At 31.3% G+C, this 12,754-nt stretch carries 13 protein-coding genes and 4 tRNA genes; 12 read left to right on the top strand and 5 right to left on the bottom strand.

Going from position 1 to position 12,754, the window contains the following annotated elements:
• A partial coding sequence (locus tag L8T82_RS07715; RefSeq protein ID WP_263661590.1) for a cache domain-containing protein occupies positions 1–582 on the bottom strand: 582 nt, incomplete at its 3' end.
• Positions 583–733: 151 nt separating this feature from the next.
• Here L8T82_RS07715 and L8T82_RS07710 point away from each other — a divergent pair.
• The 4 genes from L8T82_RS07710 to L8T82_RS07695 all read left to right on the top strand — a co-directional run bounded on the left by L8T82_RS07710 (position 734) and on the right by L8T82_RS07695 (position 1,119).
• Positions 734–808 (top strand) — tRNA-Gly (locus L8T82_RS07710).
• A 9-nt stretch (positions 809–817) separates the two neighbouring features.
• Positions 818–906, top strand: a tRNA-Leu gene (locus L8T82_RS07705).
• 16 nt (positions 907–922) lie between these two features.
• Positions 923–996 (top strand) — tRNA-Cys (locus L8T82_RS07700).
• Positions 997–1,031: 35 nt separating this feature from the next.
• Positions 1,032–1,119 (top strand) — tRNA-Ser (locus L8T82_RS07695).
• Between the two features lie 74 nt (positions 1,120–1,193).
• On the opposite strand, the gene ilvD is transcribed toward L8T82_RS07695, so the two are convergent.
• Positions 1,194–2,870, bottom strand: coding sequence for a dihydroxy-acid dehydratase (ilvD, locus tag L8T82_RS07690; RefSeq protein ID WP_263663040.1), 1,677 nt, complete (start codon positions 2,868–2,870; stop codon positions 1,194–1,196).
• Positions 2,871–3,004: 134 nt separating this feature from the next.
• On the opposite strand from ilvD, the gene L8T82_RS07685 reads away from it, so the two are divergent.
• On the top strand, positions 3,005–4,357 hold the full coding sequence (locus L8T82_RS07685; RefSeq protein WP_412175071.1) for a Na+/H+ antiporter NhaC family protein: 1,353 nt from the start codon (positions 3,005–3,007) through the stop codon (positions 4,355–4,357).
• A 24-nt stretch (positions 4,358–4,381) separates the two neighbouring features.
• On the opposite strand, the gene L8T82_RS07680 is transcribed toward L8T82_RS07685, so the two are convergent.
• The 3 genes from L8T82_RS07680 to L8T82_RS07670 are packed head-to-tail and all read right to left on the bottom strand — an operon-like array spanning position 4,382 to position 6,318.
• The gene (locus L8T82_RS07680) at positions 4,382–4,780 is read right to left on the bottom strand and encodes a hypothetical protein (RefSeq protein ID WP_039629213.1); all 399 of its coding nucleotides are present in this window, start codon (positions 4,778–4,780) and stop codon (positions 4,382–4,384) included.
• A 1-nt stretch (position 4,781) separates the two neighbouring features.
• On the bottom strand, positions 4,782–5,756 hold the full coding sequence (locus tag L8T82_RS07675; RefSeq protein ID WP_263663037.1) for a phospholipase A: 975 nt from the start codon (positions 5,754–5,756) through the stop codon (positions 4,782–4,784).
• The gene (locus tag L8T82_RS07670) at positions 5,719–6,318 is read right to left on the bottom strand and encodes a molybdenum cofactor guanylyltransferase (protein WP_263659548.1); all 600 of its coding nucleotides are present in this window, start codon (positions 6,316–6,318) and stop codon (positions 5,719–5,721) included. Before L8T82_RS07670 ends, L8T82_RS07675 begins: the two co-directional genes overlap by 38 nt.
• A 42-nt stretch (positions 6,319–6,360) precedes the next feature.
• On the opposite strand from L8T82_RS07670, the gene L8T82_RS07665 reads away from it, so the two are divergent.
• The 7 genes from L8T82_RS07665 to L8T82_RS07635 all read left to right on the top strand — a co-directional run.
• Positions 6,361–7,665, top strand: coding sequence for an NFACT RNA binding domain-containing protein (locus L8T82_RS07665; protein WP_263726253.1), 1,305 nt, complete (start codon positions 6,361–6,363; stop codon positions 7,663–7,665).
• Between the two features lie 2 nt (positions 7,666–7,667).
• A complete protein-coding gene (locus L8T82_RS07660; RefSeq protein WP_133319048.1) occupies positions 7,668–7,988 on the top strand; it encodes a hypothetical protein in 321 nt (106 codons plus the stop codon).
• 11 nt (positions 7,989–7,999) lie between these two features.
• Positions 8,000–8,728 (top strand): phosphatidate cytidylyltransferase, encoded by a 729-nt coding sequence (locus tag L8T82_RS07655; RefSeq protein ID WP_263663036.1) that lies wholly within the window; start codon positions 8,000–8,002, stop codon positions 8,726–8,728.
• Positions 8,725–9,804: a 1-deoxy-D-xylulose-5-phosphate reductoisomerase gene (gene dxr, locus L8T82_RS07650; protein ID WP_263663035.1), complete on the top strand. Its 1,080-nt coding sequence runs from the start codon at positions 8,725–8,727 to the stop codon at positions 9,802–9,804. The genes L8T82_RS07655 and dxr overlap by 4 nt, the downstream gene beginning before the upstream one ends.
• On the top strand, positions 9,801–11,189 hold the full coding sequence (locus L8T82_RS07645) for a M99 family carboxypeptidase catalytic domain-containing protein (protein ID WP_263663034.1): 1,389 nt from the start codon (positions 9,801–9,803) through the stop codon (positions 11,187–11,189). Before dxr ends, L8T82_RS07645 begins: the two co-directional genes overlap by 4 nt.
• The gene (tsaD, locus tag L8T82_RS07640; RefSeq protein ID WP_263663033.1) at positions 11,186–12,193 is read left to right on the top strand and encodes a tRNA (adenosine(37)-N6)-threonylcarbamoyltransferase complex transferase subunit TsaD; all 1,008 of its coding nucleotides are present in this window, start codon (positions 11,186–11,188) and stop codon (positions 12,191–12,193) included. The genes L8T82_RS07645 and tsaD overlap by 4 nt, the downstream gene beginning before the upstream one ends.
• Positions 12,190–12,754: type II secretion system protein (locus L8T82_RS07635; protein ID WP_263663032.1), on the top strand; the 565-nt coding region annotated here is incomplete at its 3' end. The genes tsaD and L8T82_RS07635, both read left to right, overlap by 4 nt.

The following is a 12,754-nucleotide window of genomic DNA, read 5'->3' as shown; positions in this document are numbered from 1 at the left end:
GCGACCCATTATTAATACATCTTTTGCAAAAGTATGCAGGTTGTAATCACCTCCAACTACTGCCAAGAGTTTTCCATTGGAATATATTGGAGCCGTATAAGAAACTGTTATAGAGTCATCTTCTATGCTTTTATAAGGATCTGATACTACAAGTTTTCCCACGCTTTTGGCCTCTTGATACCATGACCTTGTTCTTGCATCAAATCCGGTTTCTTCAGGACTTCTAATAATTCTGTTAGATTGATATAATTTTCCATCGTCATTAAATCCAATATATACTACATTAAAGCCAGCTGCTTCTTTTACTGTTTCTAATATATCAAATAGTTCGCCAGAATTAACCCTTGGATTTTTTTCTACAAATTTAACAATAGAAGCAATGGCATCTCTTTTTGCTCCAGAATATATATTGTATGCTGAATTAACATCAAACATAGTTTTTTTCTGAATTTCTTCTAGATAATAACTAGTGCTTTCTTTAGATTGATAATAGCTAATCATATTAACAACTATTAGTATAATAGCTATTAAAAAACAGGCTATTGTTGTCAATTTATTAGATAAACTGTTAAATTTAAACATACTTGTTCCTTTTTAGTTATTTTTTGGCCGGGTATTTTACTTATAAAATAATTAGAAAAAAATAAAAATTTTTTATCTTTTTGAAAACATATGTAGTTTTTATATTTTTTATGTGCATTTAAGTTTTAATAAGTATAATTTCAACTTTAATGCGGGAATAGCTCAGGGGTAGAGCACAACCTTGCCAAGGTTGGGGTCGCGAGTTCGAATCTCGTTTCCCGCTCCATTATCACCCGCCCGGGTGGTGGAATTGGTAGACACAAGGGACTTAAAATCCCTCGGAATTTTTCTTCCGTGCCGGTTCAAGTCCGGCCTCGGGCACCACTTTTTGGTAACTCAAGGCGACATAGCCAAGCGGTAAGGCATGGGCCTGCAAAGCCTTGATCTCCGGTTCGAATCCGGATGTCGCCTCCAATGCGATGTTAATACTTGATATTTTTATTCTTTTACGGGAGATGGCTGAGTGGTCGAAAGCGGCGGTCTTGAAAACCGTTGAGGGTCACACCTCCAGGGGTTCGAATCCCTTTCTCCCGGCCACTTTAACATAATTTTTCATATTTTGTTTTACATTTAAAAAGATATTTCTTAATTTCTTTAAGAAATTAAGAAAATTATTCTAAGTCTAAAACCCCGCCTTTGCTAGCATTACTAACAAGCTTTTGATACATTTTAAGCCATCTTGAATTTATTTGCTTATAAGGCATTTTAAAATTTGCTTTGCGTTTAGCAATTTCATCTTGGGCTAAATTTGCATTGATGCTGTAGGTATCTACATCAATTTCTATCTCATCACCATCTTTTAAAAGCGCTATAAGTCCACCTTCTGCAGCTTCAGGAGAAATGTGGCCTATGCTAAGACCTCTTGTAGCTCCGCTAAAACGACCATCTGTTATAAGTGCAACTTTAGCACCAAGCCCCATACCTGTGAGCAATGAAGTCGGACTAAGCATTTCTTGCATACCAGGTCCACCTTTTGGCCCTTCATAGCGTATCACGCACACATCGCCTTCTTTAACTTTACCTTTTATAATGCCTTTAATGGCTTCTTCTTGAGAGTTAAAACAAACTGCTTTTCCTTTGAATTTACGCTCGCCCATAATACCTGCAGTTTTTATCACACAGCCTTGCTCAGCCAAATTCCCAAAAAGTATAGCAAGCCCACCTACATTTGAATAGGCATTGTCTATTTTTCTTATAATGTTTTCATCTTTAATATCAGCATTCTCAATGCGCTCTTTTAAAGTTTTTCCACTAATATCTAGAGTGTCAAGTTCTAAAATATGGCCTGGTTTTTTAGCTATTTCAGCTATTACCGCACTTACTCCACCTGCTTTGTGTATATCTTCCATATATATTGTGTTTAAAGATGGAGCGATTTTGGCTATATGGGCCACATTAGCACTGATGTGATTGAGTTCTTTTATATCCAAATTTACACCCGCTTCATAAGCAATGGCAAGCATATGTAAGATAGTATTTGAGCTTCCACCCATAGCCATATCAACAACTAAAGCATTGTTAATGGACTTTTTAGTAATAATATTGCGAATTTTAAAACGCTCATCTAGTGCAATTTCACAAATTCTACGCGCAGCTTTTCTTAAAAGCTCTTCTCTTTCTTTGCTAAGTGCTAAAATAGTTCCATTTCCTTCTAGTGCTATACCCATAGCCTCGCATAAAGTATTCATAGAATTTGCAGTAAACATACCCGAGCAAGATCCACCGCTAGGACAAGCTTTGCATTCTATATCTTTTAAATCCTCTTCATCGATTTTTTTAGCCTCATAAGCTCCCACTGCTTCAAAAACAGAACTTAGACTGATTTTTTCTCCATGTTTATTTACTCCTGCTTTCATAGGTCCACCACTAACGAAAATAGTCGGCACATTAACTCTTAAAGCCCCCATGAGCATACCTGGAGTAATTTTATCACAATTTGGGATACAAATTAGTGCATCAAGTTGGTGTGCATTCATCACTGTTTCAATAGAGTTTGCGATGATTTCACGACTTGGTAAAGAATAAAGCATACCATCATGCCCCATAGCTATACCATCATCAACACCTATGGTGTTAAATTCAAAAGGAATACAGCCATTTTTTCGGATTTCATCTTTAATGATTTTTGCATATTCATTTAAGAAAAAATGTCCTGGGATGATATCTATATAGCTATTTGCTACACCTATAAAAGGCTTATTAAAATCTTCATCATTTAAGCCACATGCTCTAAGTAAAGAGCGATTTGGTGCTTTTAAGTGTCCTTTTTTGATTGCATCACTTCTCATTTGTATCCTTTTTTAAAGTAAAAACTATCATTTTATGCTTTTATTTTGCAATTTTTGCTTAAATTTTTTAAACTTAAATAGTATTTTAAAGAAAATTATTTAAAATGTGCAATTATTTTGATTTAAGGAATGTAATGCTTTTAACTAATCCGGTATTTATAGGTGTTTTGTTAATGACGCTTTTGTGTTTTTTTAGGTTTAATGTTTTGCTTAGTGTTTTGCTTTCTGGGCTTTTTGTAGGCATTTGGTCTAAATTTATGCATATGGAGCATTTAAGTTTAGTGGATTTTTTTACCCAACTTCCACAAGCAATGATGGATTCTATGAAGGTTTTAATCGATGGTATGCAAGGGAATTTGCAAACAGCACTAAGTTATATTTTGCTTGGAGCGGTGGCTGCTGCTATATCAAAAACTAATCTAACGGCATATTTGATTAAAATAGTTTCGCATTATATTTCACATAAAAAATACTTACTTATACTTTCTTTAGCACTTATTGCTTGTTTTTCGCAAAATTTAATCCCTATCCATGTAGCTTTTGTACCTTTGTTAATTCCACCTTTGTTGAAACTTTTTAATAAATTAAAAATAGATCGTAGAGCCATAGCTTGTGCACTAACATTTGGACTTACAACTCCTTATATGGTTGTGCCTTTAGGTTTTGGGCTTATTTTTCAAACTTTGCTTGTGGATAATTTAAATTCAAATGGGGTGCAAATTAGCCTAGGAGAAGTTTCTCAAACTATGGCTTTTGCGGCTATTTGTATGCTAGTTGGTTTATTTTTGGCTGTGTTTGTGTTTTATGCTAAGCCAAGAGAATATCAAGAAGAACAAATTGCCAAAATGGATTTTGAAAATCTAAAAATGAGTAAAAAAGAATGGGGAGTTTTAGCTGGCCTTGGATTGACTTTGATTTTACAAATTTTAACGCACAATTTACCTTTATCAGGGCTTTTAGGTTTTGTATTGATGGTGGTTTTGGGTGGAGTAGAGTATAACAAAGTTAATTTAGTTTTTGATGATGGGCTTAAAATCATGGGTTATATAGCTTTTGTAATGCTTGTTGCTTCAGGATATGGAGAGGTTTTAAAACAAAGTGGAGGTATAGCTGAGCTTGTAAAAACAAGCGTGCCTTTTATGGAGCAAAGTCACTTTTTAGCTATTTTTATTATGCTAGCTATAGGTCTTTTAATCACTATAGGTATAGGCAGTTCTTTTGGTACTATTCCTATCATCGCCGCCTTATTTTGTCCTATATGTATAGAACTTGGTTTTTCACCTGCTGCGATTATTTTTATCATCGGTGTTGCTGGAGCTTTGGGCGATGCAGGATCACCTGCTAGTGAAACGACTTTGGGAGTGAGTGTAGGGCTTAATGCAGATAAGCAAGGTGATCATATAAAAGATACTTGTATACCAACCTTTTTATGCTTTAATGGCTCTTTGCTTATCTTGGGTAGTGTTATAGCATTTTTCTTAATTTAAAATATTAAAAGTCTAAAAAGGCTTTTAATATTCAAATTCTTCCATATAACCACAATCAATTGTAAGAATTTTCATTTGAAATGATTTTATAAACTCGATTATAGGTTCAACTCCACCATAAGGAAAAGAAATGGGGTAAAAATATAATTTGGCGATATTTTCCTCTATTTTTTCTATGGAGTGAAAATAGTATTCTCCATTTCCTATGCAGTCAAAAATATCATCAAACTCCCAACAATCTTTGCTTGAGAAATATTCTAATTCTTTTTTGCTGTAAAAATTATATATACTTTTATCTGTGTATAAATCTTCTATTTGTAAATTCTCATCTTTTAAGATTTTGATATAATTAAACAAATCGCACAATCTTTTAAAAGACTTTTCATTATTAATGATAAACTTAATAAAGCAAAATTTTTCCATTTTAATACATTAACAATATTCCACTTGAAAGTCTGCTTGAAGATTTATTATACTCAATAAGACTCTCACCATATCCGTTAAAATACTGAGTGTAAATATATAAGCCATTGTTAGAAATTTTATAAGCTCCACTTATTTCTACTGCACCGCGGTTATTAGCAAAATTTAAATTATTACGCCACAATATATTGATAAAATAATCATCTTGGGTATAAGCAAGATTAATATCAAAATTACCTAAATATTTTTCTATGTCAGGATTATCATCTTCTGAACTTTTTTCAGGAATTCTTAGCCAAACTCTAGGTATGAACATAAAATCGCCAAAAAACCATGCATTGCTTAGATAAATTCTATTCCATGATCTTGATTTTGGATCATTTTGTCCGTTAGATTCATGTAATAAGCCTATGCGTACATCTTTTAAATTCTCAAAAGCACCATGTCCGCTTATAGGAAAGTTGATAAAAAATTCAGGTAAATAGTTTGTTTCTCTAAAAGGAGCAGAATGTTTATAAAGTTGCCACCATGAAATTTGCGTATAGCCTATGTTATAACTTTCATTTAAACCCAAAAGATTTTCAAAAAGAGTTTTTTTAAGGCTTACTTGAAATTTAGTTTCAGTGCTTTTATAATCTCTCTTGCTAAAACTATAAGAAACAGGCATAAAATAGCTAAGATTATGCGTGCTAATACCAAAAGGATTGTATGATTTTTCTGTGCCAAGGTAGTTTGCTAAAGCTTCATTTTTTGGATTAATATCATCTAATTTTTTCTCTTTGGATGTATTTTGCTCAAAATTAAAAGACTTTTCTAAACTTACTTCTTTTTGTTTTTCTTTTAAAGCTAAGCTTTTATAAATTTGCATAGCTTTTTTGTACTTACCTTGATTTTCATATTCTAAGGCTTGATTGAATAAATCCTCATTTGCTAAAGCACTAAAAGCACATACTATGGGTAGAATTGTCTTTTTCATGAAGCCACTTTTTATATTCTTTAAAATAATTTAAATTTATAAACTCATTATCATCTTCAAATTCTATAAATTCTGCTTTCATTGTATCACAAAAAAGGGCTAATTTGTGATTGTTTTCTTGTAAAAATTGCAAAGTTTTTTCAAAATTCCTACTATGGTAAAATCCACATAAATAATGCTTGTGTTTTTTTGTGCTTGCTAAGAGTATATTTTGTGATTTTAGATGATCAAAAAGCTTGTAAAAACTTTCTTTGTTTATGTTTGGAGTATCCACGCTAAGGATAAATACATAGGTATTTTTAAAATGTTTAAGTATGGAATTTAAGGCAATGAGTGGAGAGTAGTTGTTTAAATCCTCATCTAAAATAAGTGCTAAGTTTTTTTGATGAAATTTATCTTTTTTGCTGCTAATAAAAACTTGATTAAAAATCCTTGACATTTTTTCATATTGATAAAGAGTTAAGTTTTTATTATCTACTTGTAATAAGCTTTTATCTTCTCCCATACGCGAAGATTTTCCTCCGCATAAAATCACACAAGGATAGGGAATTTTTTCACTCATAAAAAACCTCATAAATTCATCAAAATATTTTATAATACATTTATGAAATATACAGATTTAATACAAATAAAAGATTATTTTAAACAATTTCAAAGACTAAATTATCTCAAACGCCTTGATGATAATATCTTAGAGCTTAGCTTAGATCATCAAGCTTTTATACTAGACTTAACGCGTGGAAAAAGTGGAATTTACCAAGATAAACTCCAAGCAAAAGTCTATAATGCACCTTTTGATTTTATGCTAAAAAAATACTTCTCTAACGCAAAGATTTTAAATTTAGAAGTATTAGAAAATAATAGAATTTTATCTTTTGAAGTTTTATCAGAAAAATCTTACAAAGCTTATGGGGCTAAGATTTATTTTGAATTTACAGGAAAAAACACTAATGTAATCATCACAGACACTGATGATATTATCATAGAAGCTTTGCGTCATATAGATAAAAGCTACCGCGTTGTAAAAATAGGCGAAAAACTCCAAGCTTTAAAAGCTTATGAGATAAAAGAAGAATTTGTAAAGATTGATGATTTTAATGTGTATTTTAAAGAAAGTGCTAAAAAGTTACAGCAAGATCGCTTAAAAGATATAAAAGAAAATAAACTTTTAAATATAGATAAAAAAATCTTTACTCTTAAAGAGAGTATAGAAAATTTAGAGCAAGAAAGCGATTTATTAAAAAAAGCTCAAGAATTAAGCCAAAAAGCAGATGTTTTATTTGCTAATTTAAATTCTTTAAAAGATTATCAAAGAGAATTTATTTTGCAAGATTTTAATGCAAATGAGCTTGCCTTTAAACTCGAAGATACACCTAAAAATAGTGCGAATGAATTTTATAAAATGGCTAAAAAGCTAAAACAAAAGGCTAAAAATATCAATATAGAAAGAGAAATTTTAAGTGAAAAACTTGATTTTCTAATAAATTTAAAAGACTTAATTGCTAAAAGCACCTCTTTGAGAGAATTAGAAGTTTTAATGCCTAAAAAAACTAAAAAAACAAAAAAAGAGGAACTAAATGCAGGGGTTAGTAGCTTTTATTTTGATGAGTTTAAAATCAGCGTAGGACGCAATGAAAAAGCTAATGAATATTTATTAAAAATAGCTAAAAAAGATGATATTTGGCTGCATGTGAAAGATTATCCTAGTGCTCATGTGATCATTACTTCAAATAAATTAAAAATAAGTCAATTAGTGCTAGAATTTGCAGCAAAGCTTTGTGTGGAATTTTCCAAGCTAAGTTCTGGAGTTTATTTGGTCGATTATACTAGTAAGAATTTTGTAAAAATAAAAGAAAAGGCTTTTGTAAATTATACAAATTATAAGACTTTAAGCGTTTTAAAGGAGTAAGTATGCCTATAAGTCCCATAGGTGGTATTCATTTTGCTAACCAAAATGCACCAGTACATTCAGCACAAGCTAGTAATGAATTGGCAAAAGATTCTTTTGCAACTTTGGTAAATATGAGTGAATTTCAAGCAAAAGAAAAGGCGGTTGAAAAACTTGAAAAAGTTAATCAAACTCATGAAGTAAGCGATGAGGTAAAAGAAAGGCAAGAGGAAGAAAAAAAGCATTCTAAACATCATCAAGAACAAGAGCAAGAAGATGAAGATGAACAAGAGGGACAAGAAGTAGTTAAAAAAAGTTCTCATTTGCTTGATTTAAGTATATAGAAAGGATAAAAATGTTTTCAAAGACAAGAATTCTTAGTGCTATTGTGATGATAGCTGTGATAGCTGTTGTTGCTTTAGTGGATAATTTTTTGATTAATTTTGTGATTTTTGGTGTTTTATTGTTTTTGGCATTTAATGAAGCAAAAGCTATGTTTAAAAGCAAACATGCAAGTGTTTTTGTAGCTTTGTGTGTTTTTGCAATAGGAGCATTTTTAGATAAACCTTTCTTTATAGGCCTTTTGGCTTTGATTTTGATTTTAGGATATTTAGTTTATAAAAAAAGTGAAAATTTAAATGAACTTATGCCTTATATATATCCTACTTTACCTATTTTAATGCTTTATCAAGTATTAAGTTATGAGGGTATGTTTGTATTATTTTGGCTTATAGTGATTGTCGTTGCTTGCGATAGTGGGGCGTATTTTATAGGAAAACTAATTGGCGAGAGAGCTTTTTCTCCAACAAGTCCAAATAAAACTTTAGAAGGTGTTGTAGGTGGCATTGTTTGTGCGGGGATTTTAGGAACCATCATAGGCTCTTTTGAATTTAGCTTGGTAAAAAGTATTTATATATCTTTAATCGTAGCTATTTTTGCTGTGATAGGGGATTTGCTTGAGAGTTATTTTAAAAGACAAGCAGGTATTAAAGATAGTGGTAATTTAATCCCAGGGCATGGGGGAGTTTTAGATAGAATTGATGCTGTTATCATTGCAGCATTTGCAATGGCAACTTTAGTATGATCGTACTTGGAAGCACGGGAAGTATAGGAGTTAATACTCTTTTTATTGCTAAAGAAAAAAACATAAACATAGAAGCCTTATCTTGTGGTAAAAATATCAAGCTTTTAAATGAGCAAATAGCTCTTTTTAAGCCTAAATTTGTATGTATACAAGATGAAAAAGATAAAACCTTAGTTGATCATGATAGGATTTTTTGTGGTCAAGATGGTTTAAAAGCGATGATAGCTGAGTGCAAAAGTTCTTTAGTGGTAAATGCTATAGTAGGTTTTGCAGGCTTAAGTTCAAGTCTTATGGTGCAAAAGCTTGGTAAAATTTTAGCCTTGGCAAACAAAGAAAGCCTAGTAGTAGCAGGGAAATTTTTTGACACTTCTAAGATTAAAGCCATAGATAGCGAACATGCAGCACTAAAGTGCTTGATAGATAAAAGAAAAGATATTAAAAAGCTTTTTATCACGGCAAGTGGCGGGGCCTTTTATAATTATAAAATCAAAGATTTAAAAAATGTCAGTGTAAAAGAAGCTCTTAAGCATCCTAACTGGAGCATGGGAGCTAAGATCACCATAGATAGTGCTAGCATGTGTAATAAACTTTTTGAAATTATCGAAGCTTATCATCTTTACGGTATTAAACAAATAGATGCTTTGATAGAAAGAAAGTCTTTAGTGCATGCTTTATGTGAATTTAAAGATGGTGGTATGAGTGCATATTTTTCTCATGCAAATATGCGTTTGTCTATAGCTCAAGCGATTTTAGATGAGCATGATCAAAGCTTTATAGAAAATTTGGATTTGTTAGCTATGCCAAGTTTAAAATTTGAAAAAATTAGTTTAAAAAAATATCCTATATTTTCACTTAAAGATGAGCTTTTGAAAAAGCCTGACTTGGGTGTGATTATAAATAGTGCAAACGAATATATGGTGTATCAATTTTTAGCCCAAAAAGCGCAGTTTTTAGACATAACTAAGGGTGTTTTTAAGGCACTAGATCATTTTGGTGTGCCAAAGATTAACCAAATTGAAGATGTTTTTGAGTATGATAAGCAAGTTAGGCTTTATTTAGATAAGGAAATGAAGTGAGATATTTTTTAAGTATTTTGATTTTTATAAATGTGGTTTTTGCTTTAGAGTTTAGCGTTAAAGAAAATGGAAAAAGTTTAGATGATAATAATACGGTTTTAATCCTTGGAGGTATACAAGGAGACGAGCCAGGTGGGTTTCATGCTGCTAGTTTGCTTTTGAGTGATTATAATATCACTAAAGGTAAAATTATTGTCGCACCAAATTTAGCTTTTGAAAGTATTATTGCTAGAAATAGAGGAAATTTTGGAGATTTAAATAGAAAATTTGCCCATATAGATGAAAACGATCCTGATTTTCACACTATAGAGCGCATAAAAAAGCTTATTTTGGAACCTGAGGTAAATATGGTTATAAATTTGCACGATGGAAGTGGATTTTATAGACCTCAATATGAAAGCAAAGATAAAAATCCAAATCGCTGGGGCAATACTAGTATTATTGATCAAAGTGAGGTAAATTCTACTAAATATGCAGATTTGGAAAATATTGCTAAAGAAGCAGTGGAAAATATCAATAAAGCTTTAGTTAAAGAAGAACATCAATATCATTTAAAAAACACCAAAACCCAAGAAAGCAATGATAAAGATATGCTAAAGGCTTTAACTTATTTTGTGGTGTCAAATCACAAAGCAGCCTTTGCTAATGAAGCGAGCAAAAATTTACCAACGCATTTAAGAGTATATTATCATCTTTTGGCAGTGGAGTATTATCTAAAAAAGGCAAATATAGAATTTCAAAGAACTTTTGATTTAACTCCAAATGGAGTTTATAGAGCTATTGAAAAGCCTTTGGAGGTAAAACTTTTTAATGATAAAATTTTACTTTATCTTGATAAACCTGCTAGTGCTATAAATTTTTTACCTTTTCCTATTAATCAAGCTTTAAATTATGAAGCAAGTAATGAGATTACTGCAGTAATTTCCAATGTTAACTCATATTCAATCAATTATGGCAATCGCTTGCAAACAAGATTGTATCCTGAGTATTTTGAATTTTCAAATGCTCTAGATAGTGTTGAAGTGATAGTAGATGGAAAAAATATACAAACAAATTTTGCTCAAAAAATTATGGTAAAAGATAATTTTAAAATACCTTCTATAGCAGGTGTAAGAGTTAATGTTATAGGTTTTGATAGGGGTGTTGATGAAAGTGATATTGTTATAAGCAAAAACCAAATGCAAAGCCGTTATTCTTTGGATAAAAAAAGAAAAATTTACAGAGTAGAATTTTATGAGCTAAAGAATGCAAATTTAGCCGATCAAGTTTTAGAAAGAAAGACTAATTTTAAAGAAATTAAAAAAGCAAATATACCTGCAAAAGCCATAGAAAAAGCAGAACAAAAAGACAAATTTATCGGTATGATTTTAGTGGAATTTCAATGAGAGATTTGATTCTTGCCATAGAAAGCTCTTGTGATGATAGTTCTATTGCTATCATTAATAAAAATAGCTTTGAGTGTATCTTTCATACAAAAATTTCTCAAGAAAATGCCCATAGTGCTTATGGAGGGGTGGTGCCCGAGCTTGCCGCAAGATTACATAGTGAAGCTTTACCTAAGATTTTAAAAAGATGCCAAAAATACCTTGATAAACTTTGCGCCATAGCAGTTACAAATGAACCTGGCCTTAGTGTGAGTTTGATAGGTGGAGTAGCTATGGCTAAAATGCTTGCTATTAGTTTAAATTTACCGCTCATTGCGATTAATCATCTAAAAGGGCATATTTATTCTATGTTTTTAGATAAAAAAGCTAATTTTGATATGGGTGTGTTGCTTGTAAGTGGTGGGCATACTATGGTGCTTTTTATTAATGAGCAAGGTAAAATCACAGAATTAGCAAGAACAACCGATGATAGCTTTGGAGAAAGCTTTGATAAAGTAGCAAAAATGATGGATCTTGGCTATCCTGGTGGAGCTATCATAGAAAATTTAGCTAAAAATGTAAAAGAAAGTGATTTGGAATTTAGCATACCCTTGCTTCATTCTAAAGATTTAGCTTATAGTTTTTCAGGGCTTAAAAACCAAGTGCGTTTGGAAATTTTAAAAGAAGAATTAAGTTTGGAGCGTAAAAGTAAAATTGCCTTTGCATTTCAAAAAGCAGCCATAGCTCATATTTTAAACAAGTTAGAAAAAATTTTTAAAGAGTATAAATTTAAACGCTTTGGTATAGTAGGCGGAGCTAGTGCAAATTTAAGCTTAAGAAGTCAAATAGAGCATTTATGTCAAAGTTATCAATGTGAGCTTTTGCTAGCTCCGCTTGAGTATTGTTCGGATAATGCTTTGATGATAGCAAGGGCAGCTTGTGAGGCTTATGAGCGTAAAGAATTTGTAAATATAGAAGATGATCTTATAAAGCCTAAGGTAGAAAACTTACAAGGCATGTTATGAAAAAAGCTTTTACTATTATAGAGCTTGTGTTTGTAGTAATTATACTTGGAGTTTTAGCTGCGGTTGCTCTGCCAAAATTTAGTACAAGTAAAGATGAGGCAAGTGTAGTTCAAGCTTTGGGAAATTTAAAAATTTTTATTAATGATATAAGTGTTTATATATTAAAAAATGAAAGTCTTTCAAATATAGCTTTAATGAGCAATGTAACAAATATAAAAAATGAAGACTTATCAAATTTGCAAAATTCCACCAAAGAACTTGATTTTAGTGTAGGAAATGATGAGCAATGTTTTAAAGTGCTTTTTGTAGATAAAGAAAGTGTTTTGCTTTTAGCACTTATGGTAGATAATGCTCAAAAAAGCAAAGCTCAAAATATAGCAGATTTAAAAAATCAAGCTTTGAAAGATCCTAAAAATCAAAGCATAAAAACTCAATTAGATGAGGCTTTAAATGCTTTTAGTCAAAGTGAATTTGCAAGCACTTCAAAATCTAAAGCTTGTCAAGGTCTAATCCACTCTAAAGCTTTTAAAGATTTAGCTACTAGAGTGTATTTTCTAAGTG

Origin of the sequence: Campylobacter sp. IFREMER_LSEM_CL292, from assembly GCF_025771615.1 — a bacterium.
Taxonomy (GTDB): domain Bacteria; phylum Campylobacterota; class Campylobacteria; order Campylobacterales; family Campylobacteraceae; genus Campylobacter_D; species Campylobacter_D lari_D.
The sequence above is the reverse complement of the archived record's forward strand: the minus strand, read 5'-3'. Positions and strand labels throughout refer to the sequence as shown.